Annotated in this window: 18 protein-coding genes; 14 read left to right on the plus strand and 4 right to left on the minus strand. The window is 71.8% G+C overall.

The window, feature by feature from the left end:
- The first annotated feature begins 113 nt into the window (after positions 1-113).
- Both J5Y04_RS09175 and mnmA read left to right on the plus strand, forming a co-directional pair.
- Entirely contained in the window at positions 114-1,295 is a 1,182-nt protein-coding gene (locus tag J5Y04_RS09175) for a cysteine desulfurase family protein (protein WP_209411363.1), read from the plus strand.
- A gap of 47 nt (positions 1,296-1,342) precedes the next feature.
- A complete protein-coding gene (gene mnmA / locus J5Y04_RS09180) occupies positions 1,343-2,479 on the plus strand; it encodes a tRNA 2-thiouridine(34) synthase MnmA (RefSeq protein WP_209411364.1) in 1,137 nt (378 codons plus the stop codon).
- 43 nt (positions 2,480-2,522) lie between these two features.
- Here mnmA and J5Y04_RS09185 read toward each other — a convergent pair whose 3' ends face one another.
- The 3 genes from J5Y04_RS09185 to J5Y04_RS09195 form a co-directional block, all read right to left on the minus strand.
- Positions 2,523-2,951: a PIN domain-containing protein gene (locus J5Y04_RS09185; protein ID WP_209411365.1), complete on the minus strand. Its 429-nt coding sequence runs from the start codon at positions 2,949-2,951 to the stop codon at positions 2,523-2,525.
- The gene (locus tag J5Y04_RS09190; protein WP_209411366.1) at positions 2,948-3,223 is read right to left on the minus strand and encodes a hypothetical protein; all 276 of its coding nucleotides are present in this window, start codon (positions 3,221-3,223) and stop codon (positions 2,948-2,950) included. Before J5Y04_RS09190 ends, J5Y04_RS09185 begins: the two co-directional genes overlap by 4 nt.
- A gap of 185 nt (positions 3,224-3,408) precedes the next feature.
- Entirely contained in the window at positions 3,409-3,849 is a 441-nt protein-coding gene (locus J5Y04_RS09195) for a hypothetical protein (protein WP_209411367.1), read from the minus strand.
- 16 nt (positions 3,850-3,865) lie between these two features.
- Between J5Y04_RS09195 and J5Y04_RS41495 the strand changes: the two genes are divergently transcribed.
- The 6 genes from J5Y04_RS41495 to J5Y04_RS09225 all read left to right on the plus strand — a co-directional run bounded on the left by J5Y04_RS41495 (position 3,866) and on the right by J5Y04_RS09225 (position 7,821).
- Positions 3,866-4,399 (plus strand): lipopolysaccharide assembly protein LapB, encoded by a 534-nt coding sequence (locus J5Y04_RS41495; protein ID WP_245204478.1) that lies wholly within the window; start codon positions 3,866-3,868, stop codon positions 4,397-4,399.
- Positions 4,396-4,914 (plus strand): NUDIX hydrolase, encoded by a 519-nt coding sequence (locus J5Y04_RS09205; RefSeq protein ID WP_209411368.1) that lies wholly within the window; start codon positions 4,396-4,398, stop codon positions 4,912-4,914. The genes J5Y04_RS41495 and J5Y04_RS09205 overlap by 4 nt, the downstream gene beginning before the upstream one ends.
- Positions 4,915-5,110: 196 nt before the next feature.
- Positions 5,111-5,443, plus strand: a complete 333-nt coding sequence (locus J5Y04_RS41500) for an N-acetyltransferase (protein WP_245204479.1) — start codon at positions 5,111-5,113, stop codon at positions 5,441-5,443.
- 31 nt (positions 5,444-5,474) lie between these two features.
- A complete protein-coding gene (locus J5Y04_RS09215; RefSeq protein ID WP_209411369.1) occupies positions 5,475-6,068 on the plus strand; it encodes a flavoprotein in 594 nt (197 codons plus the stop codon).
- A gap of 324 nt (positions 6,069-6,392) precedes the next feature.
- Complete coding sequence (locus J5Y04_RS09220; RefSeq protein ID WP_209411370.1) at positions 6,393-7,370, plus strand: hypothetical protein; 978 nt, start codon at positions 6,393-6,395, stop codon at positions 7,368-7,370.
- Positions 7,363-7,821: an NUDIX hydrolase gene (locus J5Y04_RS09225; RefSeq protein ID WP_209411371.1), complete on the plus strand. Its 459-nt coding sequence runs from the start codon at positions 7,363-7,365 to the stop codon at positions 7,819-7,821. Before J5Y04_RS09220 ends, J5Y04_RS09225 begins: the two co-directional genes overlap by 8 nt.
- A 95-nt stretch (positions 7,822-7,916) precedes the next feature.
- On the opposite strand, the gene J5Y04_RS09230 is transcribed toward J5Y04_RS09225, so the two are convergent.
- A complete protein-coding gene (locus J5Y04_RS09230) occupies positions 7,917-8,510 on the minus strand; it encodes an MBL fold metallo-hydrolase (protein ID WP_209411372.1) in 594 nt (197 codons plus the stop codon).
- Between the two features lie 81 nt (positions 8,511-8,591).
- Here J5Y04_RS09230 and J5Y04_RS09235 point away from each other — a divergent pair, with 81 nt between their 5' ends.
- From J5Y04_RS09235 to J5Y04_RS09260, 6 genes are all read left to right on the plus strand, one after another.
- A complete protein-coding gene (locus tag J5Y04_RS09235; RefSeq protein ID WP_245204480.1) occupies positions 8,592-9,560 on the plus strand; it encodes a GlxA family transcriptional regulator in 969 nt (322 codons plus the stop codon).
- A gap of 194 nt (positions 9,561-9,754) precedes the next feature.
- Positions 9,755-10,279, plus strand: coding sequence for a TIGR00730 family Rossman fold protein (locus tag J5Y04_RS09240; RefSeq protein WP_209411373.1), 525 nt, complete (start codon positions 9,755-9,757; stop codon positions 10,277-10,279).
- A gap of 13 nt (positions 10,280-10,292) precedes the next feature.
- Positions 10,293-10,982 carry an SDR family oxidoreductase gene (locus J5Y04_RS09245; RefSeq protein WP_209411374.1) on the plus strand — a complete coding sequence of 230 codons (690 nt, stop codon included), beginning with the start codon at positions 10,293-10,295 and terminating at the stop codon, positions 10,980-10,982.
- An 86-nt stretch (positions 10,983-11,068) separates the two neighbouring features.
- A complete protein-coding gene (locus J5Y04_RS09250) occupies positions 11,069-13,462 on the plus strand; it encodes a hypothetical protein (protein WP_209411375.1) in 2,394 nt (797 codons plus the stop codon).
- Between the two features lie 317 nt (positions 13,463-13,779).
- Complete coding sequence (locus tag J5Y04_RS09255) at positions 13,780-16,098, plus strand: right-handed parallel beta-helix repeat-containing protein (RefSeq protein WP_209411376.1); 2,319 nt, start codon at positions 13,780-13,782, stop codon at positions 16,096-16,098.
- A 296-nt stretch (positions 16,099-16,394) separates the two neighbouring features.
- Positions 16,395-18,605, plus strand: coding sequence for a right-handed parallel beta-helix repeat-containing protein (locus tag J5Y04_RS09260; RefSeq protein ID WP_209411377.1), 2,211 nt, complete (start codon positions 16,395-16,397; stop codon positions 18,603-18,605).
- Positions 18,606-18,709: the final 104 nt, after the last annotated feature.

Consider the following 18,709-nt stretch of genomic DNA (forward strand, 5'->3'; position numbering starts at 1 on the left):
TGGTCCCGGGTCCGGTGCCGTACGTCGCTGGTACGCGGTCCCGTGAGGCGTGGGTGGCCGGATTGCGCCGGTGGCCGTGACGGCGGCGGGCGGCCCTCTACAATCGGATGGTTATGCCATACCTGGACCATGCGGCGACCACGCCGATGCTGCCCGAGGCGATCGCCGCGATGTCGGCGCACCTGGGGGTCGTCGGCAACGCCTCCTCCCTGCACGCCTCGGGCCGCCGGGCCCGCCGCGTCGTCGAGGAGGCCCGCGAGTCGCTCGCCGAGTCCCTGGGCGCGCGGCCCAGCGAGATCGTCCTCACCGGCGGCGGCACCGAGTCCGACAACCTCGCGGTCAAGGGCCTGTACTGGGCCCGCCGCGACGCCGACCCGGCCCGGACCAGGGTGCTCAGCAGCCCCGTCGAGCACCACGCGGTGCTGGACGCCGTGCACTGGCTCTCCGAGCACGAGGGCGCCACCGTCGAGTACCTCCCGGTGGACGGGCTCGGCCGGGTGCACCCGGCGGCCCTGCGGGAGGCGATCGAACGGGACCCGTCGTCCGTCGCGCTGGTCACCGTGATGTGGGCCAACAACGAGGTCGGCACCGTCCAGCCCGTCGTCGAACTCGCCGCCGTGGCGGCCGAGTACGGCATCCCGATGCATGCCGACGCCGTCCAGGCGCTCGGTCAGGTCCCGGTCTCCTTCGCCGAGTCGGGGCTCACCGCGCTCACCGTCACCGGCCACAAGATCGGCGGCCCCTTCGGCATCGGCGCCCTGCTGCTCTCCCGCGGCGCCAGCCCCGTCCCGCTGCTGCACGGCGGCGGCCAGGAGCGCGACGTCCGCTCCGGGACGCTGGACGCCCCCGCCGCCGCGGGCTTCGCCGCCGCCGCGGCCCTGGCGGTCGAGCGGCGGGCCGAGCACGCGGCCGTGCTGGGCGCGCTCCGCGACGAACTGGTCGCCTCGGTGCTGGCCGTCGTCCCCGACGCCGTCCTCAACGGCGACCCGGCGGCCGAGGGCCGGCTGCCCGCCAACGCGCACTTCTCCTTCCCCGGCTGCGAGGGCGACGCCCTGCTGATGCTGCTCGACGCCCAGGGCATCGAGTGCTCCACCGGCTCCGCCTGCTCGGCCGGCGTCCCGCAGCCCAGCCACGTCCTGCTGGCGATGGGCGTCGACCCGCTGCTGGCCCGCGCCTCGCTGCGGTTCTCGCTCGGTCACACCTCGGTGCGGGAGGACGTGGCGGCGCTCGCGGAGGCCATCGGCCCGGTGGTCCAGCGGGCGCGGAACGCCGGTCTGGCGTCCGTGCGGCGCTGATATCGGCTCGGGGAACAGCCGGCCGAGCACGTACGCTTACTGGCATCATGACTGACTTCCCGGGTGCCCCGACCACTCCGTCCACCGGCCGCCTGCGCGTGCTCGCGGCGATGTCCGGCGGAGTCGACTCCGCCGTCGCCGCCGCCCGCGCCGTCGAAGCGGGGCACGAGGTGACCGGCGTCCATCTGGCGCTCTCCGCCAACCCGCAGTCCTTCCGTACGGGCGCGCGCGGCTGCTGCACCATCGAGGACTCCCGGGACGCCTGGCGGGCGGCCGACGTGATCGGCATCCCGTTCTACGTCTGGGACCTCGCGGAGCGCTTCCGCGAGGACGTGATCGACGACTTCGTCGCCGAGTACGCGGCCGGCCGGACGCCGAACCCCTGCCTGCGCTGCAACGAGAAGATCAAGTTCGCCGCCCTGCTCGACAAGGCGATCGCTCTCGGCTTCGACGCCGTCTGCACCGGCCACTACGCCCGGATCGTCGACCTGCCGGACGGCTCGCGCGAGCTGCACCGCGCCGTGGACGCGGCCAAAGACCAGTCCTACGTGCTGGGCGTGCTCGACGCCGACCAGCTCGCCCACTCGCTCTTCCCGCTCGGTGACACCACCAAGGACGTCATCCGCGAGGAGGCCGAGCGCCGGGGCCTGGCGGTGGCGAAGAAGCCGGACAGCCACGACATCTGCTTCATCGCGGACGGCGACACCCAGGGCTTCCTGGCGAAGCACCTCGGGACGGCCACCGGCGACATCCTCGACACCGACGGCACCAAGCTCGGCGAGCACGACGGCGCGTACGGCTTCACCATCGGCCAGCGCAAGGGCCTGCGGATCGGCCGCCCGGCGGCGGACGGCAAGCCGCGGTACGTGCTGGACATCTCGCCGGTGAACAACACGGTGACGGTCGGCCCGGTCGAGGGGCTCGACGTGACTGGGCTGACCGCGATCCGCCCCCGCTGGTGCGGCACCGAGGAGCTGGCCGACGGCCGCTACACCGCCCAGCTGCGCGCCCACGGCGAGGAGGTGCCGGTGACCGCCTCGATGGTCGACGGCGAGCTCCACGTCCGCCTGGACTCCGCGGTGCGCGGCATCGCCCCCGGCCAGGCCGTGGTGCTGTACGACGGCACCCGCGTCGTCGGCTCCGCGACGATCGCGACGACGGAGCGCCCGGCGGTCAACGCGTAGTCCGACGACATGGGCGGGCTCGGCGGATGCCGCCCGGCCCGCCCTACGCCTCGTACTCCCACGGGTTGAGCACGAGGGCTCCTGTCCGGGCCAGGTGTTTGATGTTGCGGCTCACCACCGTCCAGCCGTTGGCGAGGGCGGTCGCAGCGATCAGTGCGTCCGGCGGGTCGATACTCGTTCCGGAGCTCTTGAGTCGTCGGTGGATGGCGAGGTACGCGAGCGCCTCACGCTCGCCGACGGCAGCAATCCGGTCTCGGTACGCACTCCGGATGCCCTCAAGGGCCCGCTCGAACCCAGCCCGCCGTAGCGGGTCGGGTGCCGCCGCGATTCCTGCCTCGATCTCCGCGACGGTGATCACACTCAGGTAGAGGGCAGGGATCGGGACCGATCGGGCCCACGCGACGACAGCCGGAGCCGGCTTCGGCCGGGTGGTGAGCTCAGCAACCACGTTGGTGTCGAGCAGGTAGATCATTCGCCGCCCGCCGCGTCGTCATAGGAGCGCTCCCCGAAGTCCAGCCCTTCGAACGGGGTCGACAGCAACTTGTCGAGAAACCCATCGCTTCCGAGCGTCGCCCAGCGGTGGAGCATGGCAGGCAGTGCGTCGATGTCGGTGTCGGCGAGCTCGGCGTCGAAATGCTCGGCCTGGTCCGCGGGCAGGGAATCCCGGATCTCCCGGATGGTCCGCAGAGGATGCGGTTCGTCGGGGCGGCGCGGCGGAAGCGGCAAATCCGGGGCAGTGCTCATGGTCGGCTCCTCCTCGTTGCAGGCCGCTGGGCAGTGAGACCACTCCAGCCTAAAGTTCATCGGCCTCCCCTGTCAGTCCGCCCTGGAGGACGCCGACCTGGACGTCGGCAACGGGAGCGCCCGGCGGTACGGGCCGGTCCGGGTTGCCGGGGCCCGGCCGTCCGAAGCGGGGCGGCCGGGCCGTGTCACCGGTGCTGCGGAACGGGGTGCTCCGGGGAGTCCAGCCAGACGAACTGCCCGCCCGGGGTGACCGACAGGCCGAACCGCTCGTGCCCGGGGCGGCCCCGGCCGGCCCACCACCGGTACGCGGCGTCCACCTCGTCCCAGAGCCTGCGCGGGCCGGACTGGTACACCTCGTACTGCGTGCGGCCCGGCTCGTAGTCGGCGGAGGCCCACGACCGGGTGTCGCGGCTGTAGAGCCACAGCGTGTACGCGCCGTCCTCGTAGCGTTCCGCCCTCCAGAACGCACCGGGCACGCCGGCGCCGATGACGAACTGCTCGAACCACCCTCCGGTGTCCGGCGGGGCGAGGGTGGTCGTGCTCCTCACCCCGTCGGCGGGCCACGGCTCTCCCCGTAGGTAGGCCTCGAAGAGCGGCCGGTCCGTGCGCTGCTGCCGGAGCCGCATGAACGCGGAGCCACGGGTGAACCGCCCGCTCGCGCCGGCTCCGTCGTCGTGGACGGTCAGACGGACGATGTGCTCGCCGCCGTACTCGGTGCCGAACGGGGGGCATGCGGCTCTCGCTGCCGGAGCCGATGACGACCACCCGTGGTTGAGTCCGTTCGACGACGCCACGCTCGCCAGTGAGTCCGCACTGGCGTTCAGCGACCTCGGCCGTTCCAAGGACGCCCTTCAATATGGCGAACAGGCCGTAGCCCTACGTCAGGAAGGCCGGGCACGCTCGCTTGCTTTCAGCCGCATCACGCTTGCGCGCATCCATGCCGACCGAGGCGACCTGGACGCCGCGATCGCTGTCGGAACCGAGCTTCTGGCCACAGGCCCGACGCTCGGGTCCGTACGGGTCGTTCACCAGCTGGACGACCTCGGTGAGCTCCTTGCGCGGCACCGCGAGTACGGGCCGGTGCGTGAGTACCTGGCACGATTCGACGAGGCACGCAGAACCTGGCTGCTTCTGCTCGCCGACATCATCCCGTCGTCTCAGGGAGGTTCAACGTGAGGCCCGCGCCCACCGACACCAACGCCTGGAACGCCTACCTCGCCGAGGGCAATGCCCGGCAGGCGCGGAAGCGCGTCTCCGCGGACGTGATCCTGCGCGACCAGGCCGGTCGTATTCTGACCGTCAACCCGACCTACAAGGAGGGTTGGGACCTGCCCGGCGGGATGGCGGAAGCCAATGAGCCGCCGGACGACGCAGCGGTGCGGGAACTGCGCGAGGAACTGGGCCTGGAGATCACCGTCCATCGCCTGCTGGTCGTGGACTGGGTCCCCCCGCATGGCCCGTGGGACGACCAGATCGCCTTCATCTTCGATGCGGGCACCCTCACACCTGAGCTGGCCGGAAGGGTGCGACCGCACGACGAGGAACTCTCCGAGGCCGTGTTCCTCCCCGCGTCGGAGGTCGCAGACCGGCTGCGCATTCGCCAGCGGAACCGGTTGCACGCAGCCGTCAGGGCACTCGCTGACGGCAGCGCCAAGTACCTGCACGATGGGGTGGAGGCGTGGGGGCAGTGACGGTTCACCTACTCGGGGGCAAGCAGGCAGCGGAGCTTGAGCGGCAGCTGAAGGAGGTGTTCGCGGAAGCGTTCGCAGAGCCCCCGTACGGGGAGGTGCGGGCCGACGTGGAGCGGGCGTTCCGCCGTTTCGCTCGCAGGTCCGCCGGCGTGGCTTCCTGGCCGCTGTCGCCTATGACGCCGACCTCGTTGTGGGCATGGCTTACGGCTACCCGCTGCCGGCAGACACCGGGTGGTGGGACACCCTGACTGATCCCATCTCCGACGATCTCCGGCGCGAGGACGGGAAACGTACCTTCGGTCTCTTCGAGTTGGCGGTCCGGCCGAGGTGGCGTCGTCAAGGCATCGCGACCCGGATGCATCGCGTCCTTGTCGAGGGGCTCGACAACGGCCGGGTGATGCTGAACGCCAGGCCGGAGGCGACTGCGGCCCAGGCGTCCTACCGCGCCTGGGGCTATCGGCGGGTTGGCTCAGCGGTTCCGTGGGAAGGTGCAGCCCGGCACGACGTGATGGTTCTCGACCTCCTCTGATCTGCCGTCCAGCCGAGTTGGGAGTTTGCGATTGCCCGAGCATCGCGAGCCGTTTCTCTACGTCGTCGTCTGCGCCTCGGGCATCGCGGACGACGTGGGCGAACTGATTGCCGCCGCCCAGGCCGAGGGCTGGAGGGTCGGCGTGATCGCAACGCCGAGCGCCCTCGGATTCGTAGACCAGGAAGCCATCGAGGCCCAGACGGGCTATCCGATCCGCTCGGCCTGGCGTACCCCGAGCATCCCGCAGCCGCTGCCACCTGCCGACGCCATCGCGGTAGCCCCCGCCACCTTCAACACCATCAACAAGTGGGCTGCCGGAATCTCTGACACCCTCGCGCTCGGCATCCTCTGCGAGGCGTACGGGCTCGGCATCCCCGTGGCCGTCCAGCCGTACATCAACTCCGCCCAGGCCGCCCACCCCGCGTACGAGGAGAGCCTGGCGCGCCTGCGCTCGATGGGCGCCCTGATCGGCGACTACGTTCCGCATAAGCCCAAGTCGGGCGGGGGCCGGGACAAGTACAGCTGGACCCACGTCCTTGACCTGCTTCGCCCGCTGGTGCACTCCACGGCACGGCAGCCGTGGTCACCCGGCGGCCTGCTCGCCGAGCAGGCCGCCGGGAGCTGAAAGCTTCCTGGCGTCCGGCGCGAGAGCTCGCAGTGCGCGTGAGATGGTCAGGGCGCCAGCGGCAGAGCCTGATGGCGCGGAGAACTTGCCCCGACTAGCGAACAGCCCGCCTCGCGTGAGCACTGACCGCAGTGAATCTATGACTGTCCGTCAAATCAGCTGCTCTCTCGGCGTAAACTGGAATGGCCACCGCCCAGTTGGGCGGTGGCCATTCCCGCGTACGCCTGTAACTTGGCGGTTCCGGCGTACGCGTTTCTCCAAAGCTCGGCCAGTATGCCAGCCAGGCTGCCTTCCGGCTCGCATATCGGCCATGAAAGGCTGAACGTGCACGCCATCACCACCGAAGCCCTCGCCCTCGCCCGTCCCACCGGCACCCCACCCGCGAACGAGTTCCGGGTCCGCGTGGGGCAGTGGATGCAGAGCGTCCCGACCGGCGGGCCCTGGAAGTCCCTCGGGTCGTCCTTCGTCCTCTTCCTCATGCACGCCGCGCAGAAGGCCGACGCGGACGGGACCAACCTCCACTGCCCACCCTCCAACCTCTGGTTCTCCCGCGCCTGCCGGGTCTCCAAGGACTCCGTCCCTGGCTTCTACCGCGCCGCCGAGGCCGCCGGGGTCCTGGCCCTCGTCCACGGCCCCTCCGGCACCCGCGTGCGCGGCTACGCCGTCACCATGCCCCTGGGCGGCGTCCCCGACTGGGACGCCGCCCTCGCCGTCCTGCGCGCCGACGCCCGGCGGGTCAAGCAGGAGCAACTCCGCTGCGACGCCGGTAAGTCCGCACATGCGGAGCCGGTGAAGTCCGCACGTGCGGTGCTGCCGAGGCCGCGCTGCGGTGAGCGGAAGTCCGCACCTGCGGATCCGGGCAAGTCCGCACGTGAAGGCTCGAAGCTCCGCACGTGCGGACGGAACCAGGAAGTCCCTTACCAGGAAAGGCAGATGGTTGCTGTTGTGGTGACAGGTACCACTCCGCGCGCGGGCGAACGGCCCGCGCCGGTACCGCTGCCGCCGCTGCCCGACCCCACGGCCTGGGAGCGGATGATCGAGCACCTGCCGCCCGACCTCCAGGAGCCCGCCCGCGCCGTCCCGGAGGACGACCTGCTGCGCCGGGTCACCACCACGGCCCTCCGCGACGGCTGGGCGTCCCCGGGCTGGCTCGCCGCCCGCCTGGCGTCCCACCGGCCGGAGAATGCCCCCGCCGCCACCCCTGCCGACCGTCTCGCCGCCGCTCTGGTGGCCGTCCTGTGCGCCCTCTCGGACCGACACGCCCGCGCGGCCCGGGGCCTCCGTCCTGCTGCGCATGAGTGACGGTGCCGGACCGCCCCGGTCAACGCCGCTCCACTCGGTGTCCGTCGCGGGAGCGGTGGTGCGCGAGGACGGCCGGGTGCTCGCGATCCGCCGGGCCGACAACGGCACCTGGGAGCCTCCGGGGGGAGTGCTGGAGCCGGCCGAATCCATCGAGGACGGGGTGCGCCGCGAGGTCTACGAGGAGACCGGGATCAAGGTCGGCGTCGAGCGGCTGAGCGGCGTCTACAAGAACGTGAGCCGCGGCGTCGTCGCCCTGGTCTTCCGCTGCCGTCCCGAAGGCGGGACCGAGCGGCTCTCGGCCGAGTCGACCGCCGTCGCCTGGCTCACACCGGCCGAGGTGTCCGATCGCATGGCCGAGGTCTACGCCGTGCGCCTGCTGGACGCACTGCGGGACGACCCTGCATCGGTCGTCCGCACGCACGACGGTCGGCGGCTGCTCGGGCAGGGCTGAGCGTGGCCGACAGTGCCGCGCGCAGAAGCGGACGTGACGCCTGGGACCGGCCGGGACCGCTGGACCGGTTCCGCGGATTCCGCCGTGCGCACTTCCTACAGCGGTGCGTTGTCGTCGGCCGTGAACGGGGCGCCGTGGCCGGGCACGATGACGTCCGCGGCGGCCAGGACCCGGAGGCGGGAGGCGCGCAGGACCTCGCGGTCCGGGGCCACCGGGTCGTCGGCCGGGCCGTTCCGGTGCCACCACAGGTCGCCGGCGAAGGCGACCACGCCGGTGTCCGTGCCCGCCAGCAGCGTGATGTCCTCGTTGCTGTGGCCCGGGGTGCGGATCAGCCGCAGCGACGGGGTGAGTTCGTAGCCCTCCGCGTCCCGGTTCGTCCAGTGGTGGCCCTGGTACTCCACCTTGTGGTCGTGGACCCGGGCGCGGCCGAAGAGGCCCACGTTCATGGTGTTGTCCGGGTGGTGGTGGCTGAGCACCACGTCGGTGATGTCGTCGGGGCCGAGGCCCAGTTCCGCGAGCGGTGCGAGGATGTCGTCGTGGTCGGCGACCATGCCCGGGTCGAAGATCACGTGCCGTCCCGCGTCCGAGACGTAGGAGACCGTGGCGGCGACTCCCGGGCCGGTGGAGCCCACGTAGCCGGTGGTCAGGACCTTGTACACGGCGCTGCGGCCGAGCGGTGCGTCTGTCATGCCTCGATCCTGTCGAACGGGCCGAGTCCCGACGAGTGGCACGGATGCCAGCGATCGCAGGAAATGTGCCATCATCCGCGGATGGCACCCTTCGCGACCGTCGCCGCGTACGTCCCGCCCGGCGCCGGCATGTTGTCCGTCGGCATCGTCGCCGAGGTGTTCGGGGCCCACGGGGCGGCGGCGCCCGGTTTCGACTTCGCGCTCTGCGCCGACCGCCCGGGGAGTGTCCCCACCGACCTCGGCGTGCCGCTGACGGTCGGGCACGGCCTGGACCGGCTGGCCGCCGCGGACCTCGTGATCGCCCTGCCCGGGGCCGGCTTCCGCACGCCACCCGGCCCCGCCGTGCTCGACGCCCTGGTGGCCGCGTACGAGCGCGGTGCCCTGGTGGCCGCCCACTGCGTCGGCACCTTCGCGCTCGCCGCCGCCGGGCTGCTCAACGGCCGCCGGGCCGCGACCCATTGGCGGTTCGCGGACCTGCTGGCACGCGACTACCCGGACGTCGCCGTCGAGCCCGACGCCCTGTACCTCGACGAAGGGCGGATCGTCACGGGAGCGGGGGCCGCCGCGGGGTTCGACCTGTGCCTGCACCTGATCCGGCGGGAGCACGGAGCCGCCATGGCCAACCACATCGCCCGCGACATGGTGCTGCCGTCGCACCGCGACGGCGGGCAGGCCCAGTACCTGGCCGCGCCCGCCCCCGAGGACGGTCAGGACGAGCGCCTCGCCGAGGTACTGGCCTGGGCCCGCGAGCACCTCCACGAGCCGCTGCCGGTGGCGGAGCTGGCCCAGCGGGCCATGATGAGCAAACGGTCCTTCGCCCGCCGCTTCACGGCCGCCACCGGCACCACCCCGCACGCCTGGCTGCGGGACCTGCGGCTCAGCAGCGCCGAGGAGCTCCTGGAGACGACGGACCTGCCGGTCGAGGAGATCGCCCGCCGGGTCGGCTACGGCAGCGCGTCGGTCCTCCGGGAACAGTTCGTCCGCCGCCGTGGCGTCCCGCCCCGTGACTACCGCCGCTCCTTCACCCGCATGACGACTCCGGCGGGATGAGCCGGTCCGTCTCCACGAAACGGTCCGCGGTCGGTAGGTCGGTAGTCGGTAGGTCGGTACGCAAGCAGGTACGCAGGCAAGCAGGTACGCAGGCAAGCAGGTACGCAAGCAGGTGCGCAGGCCGGCCCGGTGCGCCCGTGCGGAAGGAAAGCCGGTGGGCCGGGCAGCGGGCACGTGGTACACCAGAGAACACTATGAATATCTGCGTCTTCTGCTCCGCGTACTCGCTCGACGACCGCTACACCGGCCCCGCCGCCGAATTCGCCCGCCTCCTGGGGGAGGGCGGGCACACCCTGGTCTGGGGCGGCTCCAACGCCGGCCTGATGGGGCTGCTCGCGGACGGCGTGAAGGAGGCCGGCGGCCGGCTGGTCGGCGTCATGGTCGAGATGCTGAAGCACAAGGGGTACGTCGGTGCCGACGAGCTGGTCATGACGCGGGACCTCGCGGAGCGGAAGGCCGAGCTGGCGGCCCGGGCGGACGCGATCGTCGTCCTGGTCGGCGGCCTCGGCACCCTCGACGAGGTCACCGAGGTGCTGGAGCTCAAGAAGCACGGGATGTTCGACAAGCCGGTGGTCGTCCTCGACACCGAGGGCTTCTACGGCGGCATGCGCACCCAGCTGGAGCGGATGGACGCCGAGGGCTTCCTGCCGCGCCCGCTCGGTGACCTGATCACCTTCGCCGACACCCCCGCGCAGGTCTTCGAGCAGCTCAAGGCCTGAGAGGATCCGGACCATGGCTGCACATCTGATCACCGGCGCGGGCTCCGGCATCGGCGCCGTCCTCGCCGAACGCCTCGCCGAGCGCGGGGACGACCTCTGGCTGCTGGCCCGCGACGCCCGCCGGGCCGCCGAGCTGCGCGAGCGCTTCCCCGGGGCGAACACCCTGGTCGGGGACCTCAAGGACCCGGCCAAGCTCTCCTGGGCCTTCGGCCACCAGGCGCTTCCCGTCGAGCTGGACTCCCTCCTGCACGTCGCGGGCGTGGTCGAGCTCGGCCAGGTCGGCGAACTGCCGGTCAAGGCCTGGCAGGAGACCCTGAACGTCAACCTGGTCGCGCCCGCCGAACTGACCCGGCTGCTGCTGCCCTCGCTGCGGCTAATCAAGGGCCACGTCGTCTTCGTGAACTCCGGCGCCGGCCTCAACGCCCACGCCGAGTGGTCGGCGTACGCGGCGAGCAAGCACGGGCTGAGGGCGCTCGCCGACTCGCTGCGCCAGGAGGAGCACGGCCACGGCGTCCGCGTCACCTCGGTCTACCCGGGCCGCACCGCCACGGCGATGCAGGTCAAGGTGCACCAGCAGGAGGGCAAGTCGTACGACGCCGACAAGTGGATCGACCCGGAGTCCGTGGCGAAGGCGGTCCTCGCCGCGCTCGACGCCTCGCGGGACGCGGAGATCACCGAGATCACCGTCCGCCCGGGCAGGTAGTCCCCGGGCAGGTAGTCCCCGGGCAGCGCAAACGTTTACCAAAGCCTTGCGCCGGCGGGTATTTCGGCCGGTATCTCCGGTGTGGAATGATCCGCTCGCCGCTTTTCCGGACGCGTTTCGAGAAGGCGGCGAGCGGCGCACCCAGCGCCGCCCGATCGTCCAGGGGGACTTCCATTTCCAGAACCCGCCTTGCGCTGGCGCTCAGCGCAACGCTGCTCGGGACGGCCGCTCTGCCGGCCATCGGTGCGAACTCCGCGGTTGCCGCGGCCACCACGCTCTACGTCAACAACAACGCCCAGGCCAACTGCACCGACGGCGGCACCGGCACCCAGGCCGCGCCGTTCTGCACCGTCGCCGCCGCGGCGGCCGTCGTCCAGCCGGGCCAGACCGTCCAGATCGCCCGAGGTGACTACCCGGAGAACGATCTCACGATCACCCGCTCCGGCACGTCCGGGGCCCCGATCACCTTCCGCGGCCCCTCGCCGTTCGAGCCCGGCTACGGCGGCAGCGCCAGCATCGGCACGAGCAAGGCGCCGGGCGGCGGCCTCACCGTCCGCGGCGCCGCGCACGTCCGCTTCGAGCACTTCGGCGTGTACGCCGCCGCCTCGCGGCCGGTCGTGCTGGCGGACGGCGCGCAGGACGTCTCGTTCGACGACTTCGCGGCCTTCGGCGACACCGGCGCGCGCATCACCAATGGCTCCGGCCAGGTCCGCTACTCCCGAGGCACCTTCCTCGGTACGAAGGGCCCGACCATCAAGGTGGACGGGGGCTCCACCGGCACCGTTGTCACCACCAACCTCCTCGTCCCCGGCTCCGGCGACGACCGGGCCGCCGTGCTGGTCGACAACGCGCCCAACAGCGTCGTCGTGGCCAACAGCATCGAGGGGGTCTGCGCGCCCGGCATCGTGCTGACCGGAACCTCGACCGGTGCCGTCGTCGAGAACAACGTGATCAACCCCACGGGCGACCAGGCAGTCCCGTGCGGCGGCCCGGACGCGCCCCAGGACTTCGGTCTCAGCGTGGCCCAGAGCGCCACCGCGGGCACCAAGGCCGACTACAACACCTTCGACGCGCAGAGCAACACCCCGGCGTACAACTGGGCCGGCACCACCTACACCGACCAGGCGTCCTTCACGGCCGCCAGCGGCGGGCAGGGCGCCCACGACTTCCTCGCGCCGATCAGCCGTTTCCGGGGCCCGGACTACACCGACCACGCCGGTGACGCGGCCGACGAGACCGCGCCCGGGATGCTGCCGACCGACCGGTTCTACAAGACCGCGGTGGAGGACCCGACGCTGCCCGACACCGGTACGGGCAGCGGCATCCGTGACCGCGGCGCGGAGGAGCGCACCGACGTCGGCAGCGCGTTCACCCCGTCCGGCCCGACCCGGCTGCTGGACACCCGTCTGGCGATCGGAGTCCCGAGCACGCAGGCCGTGTCGGCGTGGGGCACGGTCGACCTGCCGGTCACCGGTGTCGCGGGTGTGCCGGCGAGCGGCGTGACGGCCGTGACGATGACTGTGACGGTGACCGAGCCGCAGGTGGACGGTCACCTGACGGTCTACCCGCACGGCGGCGCGGCGCCGGACTCCTCCAGCGTCAACTGGGCGTCCGGGCACACCATCGCCAACCAGGTGACGGTGCCGGTGAAGGACGGCAAGGTGTCCTTCTTCAACGCCTCCGGCGGCACCGTGCACCTCGTCGCCGACCTGGCGGGCTACTACAGCCCGCAGGGTTCGCTGTTCCACGCGCAGGGGCCGACCCGGCTGCTGGACACCCGTCTGGCGATCGGAGTCCCGAGCACGCAGGCCGTGTCGCCCTGGGGCACGGTCGACCTGCCGGTCACCGGTGTCGCGGGTGTGCCGGCGAGCGGCGTGACGGCCGTGACGATGAACGTGACGGTGACCGATCCCACGGGGGGCGGCCATCTGACGGTCTACCCGCACGGCGGAGCGGCGCCGGACTCCTCCAACATCAACTGGACGGCCGGGCAGACGATCCCGAACCTGGTGACGGTGCCGGTGAAGGACGGCAAGGTGTCCTTCTACAACGCCTCCGGCGGCACGGTGAACCTGATCGCCGACCTGGCGGGCTACTACGCCACCACCGGCAAGACCGCCTTCTACCCCGGTGGTCCGACGCGGATCATGGACACCCGACGGGATTTCGCGGACCACAGCTACCACCGTCCGGCAGGCCCCGTCCCGGCCTGGGGCACGCTGGACCTGAACACCAGCGCGACGAACGGCCTCCCGGTGACCCTGAACGTCACGGTCACCGAGCCGGGCGCCGAGGGCCACCTCACCGTCTTCCCGTACGGGGACGCGGTGCCGGACGTCTCGAACCTCAACTTCAAGCCCGGTGACACCATCGCCAACCAGGTCGTGGTCCAGCAGTCGGGCGGCCGGATCTCGCTGTACAACGCGAGCGGCGCGCCGCTGCACCTCGTGGTCGACGTGTTCGGCACCGAGCGCTACTGAGCGCTCCCGCCACACCAACGCACCAACGCACCAACGCACCAACGCACCAACGCACCAACGCACCAACGCACCACCGCACCAACGCACCAACGCACCACCGCACCACCGCACCACCGCACCACCGCACCACCGCACCACCGCCCGGGGGCGGCCCTGCTGCGGAGCTCCGCGCTCTGCGGCAGGGCCGCCCTCGGGTGCGGGCCGGGGCCGCCGGTAAAGCCTTGGTAGAGCTCTGCCCCCTGTGCGATGATCCGCTCCGCCCTCCGTTCGATCACTTTCGGACGTCCGAGGGTTGGAATGCGCCATAGCGCTTCGTCATGCCCAGGGGGGCTTCGATTTCCAGAACCCGCATAGCGCTGGCCGTCGGTGCGACGCTGCTCGGCACGGTCGGTCTGCCGGCCGTCGGGGCCAACAGCGCGGTCGCCGCGGCCACCACGCTCTACGTCAACAACGCTGCCGGTGCCAACTGCACCGATGCCGGTACGGGCGCCCAGGCGGCACCGTTCTGCACGATCGGCGCGGCGGCGGCAGTCGCCCAGCCGGGGCAGACGGTCGAGATCGCCGACGGTACCTACACCGAGGACCTGACCTTCACCCGATCGGGTACCGCCGAGGCGCCGATCACCTTCCGCGGCAAGCGGCCGGACCCGCTCTACCTGTCGAGCGGCGTCAGGCTCGGCACTTGGGACAAGCCGGTCAACGGCTTCACCGTCAAGGGCGCCCAGCACCTGCGCTTCGCGAACCTGTCGATCACCCCGGCCTTCCAGAAGCCCTCCGTGGTGGTGGACGGCGCCGGTGACGTGGCGTTCGACGGCGTCGACGTCGGCGGCGGCACCAGCATCCGGATCACCAACGGCTCCGACAAGGTGCTGTTCGGGCGCGGCCGCGTCTACACGGCGGGCCCGGCCCTCCTCGTGGACGGCGGCTCCACCGGAACGGTGCTGACCACCAACGAGGTGCAGCCGAGTGCGCCGACCGACGGGACGGGCATCCTGGTCAAGGACGCCCCGAACACCGTCGTGGTGAGCAACTCGATGAACACGCGCTGCTACGCGGGCATCGTGCTGGACGGCGCGTCGACCGGCGCGGTGGTCGAGAACAACGTGGTGGACACCGCGCTGGACCTCGACAAGTCCTGTGCCGACAAGGCCGCCAAGGCCACCGGGATCACCGTCGGGGCGAACGCCACCGCCGGTACCAAGGTCGACTACAACGTCGTCGACTCGCGCAGCGGCGGTGCGGCCTACAGCTGGGCCGGTACCACCTTCACCGCCCAGGGCCAGTTCACCGCGAACACCGGCCAGGGCGCGCACGACCTCGTCACCCCGTCGTGGTCCCAGAAGGGCCCGAACGCGCCGGTCGACCCCACGGTCGACTCGGCCGACGAGAACGCCCCGGGCATGCTGGCGTCCGACCGCATCGGCGCGGCCCCGGTGGACGACGTGACGGTGCCGAACAGCGGGACCGGCAGCGGCATCCGCGACCGCGGCGCCCACGAGAACCTGGACGTGGGCAGCGCGTTCACCCCGGCCGGCCCGACCCGTCTGCTGGACACCCGTGCGCCGATCGGCGTCCCGACGGCGCAGGCCGTCCCGGCGTGGGGAACGGTCGAGCTGCCGGTCGCAGGCGTAGCCGGGGTCCCGGCGACGGGTGTGACCGCGGTGACGATGAACGTGACGGTGACCGAGCCGCAGGCGGACGGCCACCTGACGGTCTACCCGCACGGTGACCAGGCGCCCGCCTCGTCGAACCTCAACTGGACCGCCGGGCGCACGATCCCGAACCTGGTGACGGTCCCGGTGAAGGACGGCAAGGTGTCGTTCTACAACGCCTCCGGCGGCACCGTGCACCTGATCGCCGACCTCGCCGGCTACTACGGCACCAAGGGCTACCTCTTCCACCCGCAGGCCCCGACCCGGCTGCTGGACACCCGGGAGCCGATCGGCGTCCCGGCGGCGCAGGCCGTGCCCGCGTGGGGCACCGTCGACCTGCCGGTCGCGGGCGTAGCCGGGGTCCCGGCGGCGGGCGTGACCGCGGTGACGATGAACGTGACGGCGACCGAGCCCACGGCGGACGGTCACCTGACCGTCTACCCGCACGGGGACAAGGCGCCGAACGCCTCCAACCTCAACTGGACCGCCGGGCGCACGATCCCGAACCTGGTGACGCTCCCGGTCAAGGACGGCAAGGTCTCGTTCTACAACGCCTCCGGCGGCACCGTGCACCTGATCGCCGACCTCGCCGGCTACTACACCGCCGAGGGCAAGGTGAGCTACCGTCCGGAGGGGCCGTGGCGGCTCATCGACACGCGTGAGTACATCCGCTGGGAGGACGGCGAGCGTCCGGCCGGCACCGTGCCGGCGTGGGGCACGCTGGACGTCCCGGTCGGTGACATCCCGAACGTCACCGCGGTGACCCTGAACGTCACGGTCACCGAGCCGGGCGCCGAGGGCCACCTCACCGTGTACCCGCACGGCGATGCGGCGCCGAACGCCTCGAACCTCAACTTCCTGCCCGGGGAGACCATCCCCAACCAGGTCGTGGTCCCGGTCAAGGACGGCACGATCTCGTTGTACAACGCCAGCGGTGCGCCGCTGCACATCGTCGTCGACCTGTTCGGCTACCAGGCGTACTGACCCCCCCCGAGCACCACCCCCGCGGCCCCGGACCGAGCCCCGCGCTCGGTGCCGGGGCCGCTTCGGATTACCCCGTGGTGCGGTTCCCACCCCCTGTGGCATGATCCCGATCGACCCTCCGCCGGGAGACCCAGGCCCTCCGCCGGGAAACCCCAGGCCGACGAGGGCTCGCACGCGGCACCGGTCCGCATTTCCGCCCAGGGGGGCATCCCATTTCCAGACTTCGCACAGCCCTGGCCGTCGGGGCCACGCTGCTCGGCACGGTCGGCCTGCCGGCCGTCGGTACGGGCGGCGCGGTGGCCGACGCCACCACGCTCTACGTCAACAACAAGGCCGGGCTGAACTGCACCGACAGCGGCGCCGGCACCCAGGCCGCGCCGTTCTGTCACGTCGGTGCCGCCGCCGCGGCCGCCCGTCCGGGCCAGACGGTCGAGATCGCCGACGGCGTCTACGACGAGGGGGACCTCACCGTCGCGGGCTCCGGTACGGCCGAGGCGCCGATCACCTTCCGCGGCCCGGCCCGGTACTCCGGAGGCATGGCCCACATCGGCGAGTCGGGCCACCCGATCAACAGCTTCGTCGTCAAGGGCGAGCACCTCAGGTTCCAGAACCTGGTCGTCTTCACGCCCGACGGGAAGCCGCTGACGGTGGACGGCGCGCGAGACGTGTCGTTCACCGCTGTGAGCCTGATGACCGGGGGCGCCCATATCACCAACGCCTCCAGTCAGGTGGTCTTCTCCCGCAGCGAGACCAGCGTCAACGTGGACGGGGCGGCGGCCTTCACGGTGGACGGCGGCTCCACCGGGACCGTGCTGACCACGAACACCATCAGCGATACCCGCGGCACGGCCGTCCTGGTCGACGGCGCCCCGAACACGGTGATCGTCAGCAACAGCATGCTGCCGCTCTGCGGACCGGGTGTGGTCCTGACCGGGGCCTCCGGCGGTGCCACGGTGGAGAACAACGTGGTCGACACGGGGACCCTGTTCGGTGGGGCCTGCGCCGGCGTGGACCCGGCGCAGCACACCGGCATCACCGTCGCGGCCGCCGCGACCGCCGGGACCAAGGTGGACTACAACATCGTCGACTCGCGCAGCGACGGCCTCGCCTACAACTGGGCCGGCACCGCCTACACCGACCAGCCGGCGTTCACCGCCGCCAGCGGGCAGGGCGTTCACGACTACGTGGAGCCGGACTCGTCCGCCTCACCGGGAACGGACGCACCCGTCGGCCACAGGATCGACTCCGCCGACGAGAACGCGCCCGGGATGCCGGCGACCGACTTCGACGGCCGCGCGCCCGTGGACGACCCGCGGGTGCCCAACACCGGTACCGGCAGCGGCTTCCGCGACCGCGGTTCAGGTGAGAAGACCAACGTCGGCAGCGCGTTCACGCCCGCCGGTCCGACCCGCCTGCTGGACACCCGGGAGCCGATCGGGGTGCCGTCGGCGCAGGCCGTCCCGGCGTGGAGCAGCGTGGAGCTGCCGGTCGCGGGTGTGGCGGGGGTGCCGGCCACCGGCCTGACGGCGGTGATGATGAACGTGACGGTGACCGAGCCCACGAAGGGCGGCCACCTGACGGTGTATCCGCACGGTGACGCGGTACCGAACGCGTCGAACCTGAACTGGGAGGCCGGCCGGACGATCGCCAACCTGGTGACGGTGCCGGTGAAGGACGGCAAGGTGTCCTTCTTCAACGCCTCCGACGGCCCGGTGCATCTGATCGCCGACCTGGCCGGCTACTACAGCTCGAAGGGCGACCTCTTCCACCCGCAGGGTCCGTCCCGTCTGCTGGACACCCGGGAGCCGATCGGGGTGCCGTCGGCGCAGGCCGTCCCGGCGTGGGGCACCGTCGACCTGCCGGTCGCGGGTGCGGCAGGGATCCCGGCGACGGGTGTGACCGCGGTGACGATGAACGTGACCGTGACCGAGCCGACGGTGGACGGCCACCTCACCGTTTACCCGCACGGTGGTGCCGCGCCCAACGCGTCGAACGTGAACTGGACGGCGGGCCGGACGATTCCGAACCTGGTGACGGTGCCGGTGAAGGACGGCAAGGTGTCGTTCTACAACGCCTCCGGCGGCACCGTGCACCTGCTCGCGGACCTGGCCGGCTACTACACGGCCGAGGGCAGGCTCAGCTACCGCCCGTACGGTCCGACGCGGATGATGGACACCCGGACGAACTTCAGCACCGACCGGTACCACTCGCGTCCCGCAGGTGCCGTTGCGGCCTGGGGCACCTTGTCGGTCTACATGGGCTCCAGCGGTTCCACCGCTGCGAGGACCCTGAACGTCACGGTCACCGAGCCGGGCGCCGAGGGCCACCTCACCGTCTACCCGGGCGGTGAGGTGATGCCCAAGGTCTCGAACCTCAACTTCGTGGCCGGCGAGACCATCGCCAACCAGGTCGTGGTGCCGGTGAAGGGGGACTGGGTGTCGTTCTACAACGCGAGCGGCGCGCCGATCCACGTGGTGGTCGACTCCTTCGGCTCCGAGCAGTACTGACCGCAGCCCGCACGGACATCCCGCGGCCCCGGTGCCGAGCCCCGCGCTCGGCACCGGGGCCGCGCCCGTGTGCGGGCCGCGCCCGCCCGGCGCACTAGGCTCGG

Origin of the sequence: Kitasatospora sp. RG8 (assembly GCF_017813315.1) — a bacterium.
In the GTDB taxonomy this organism is placed as follows: domain Bacteria; phylum Actinomycetota; class Actinomycetes; order Streptomycetales; family Streptomycetaceae; genus Kitasatospora.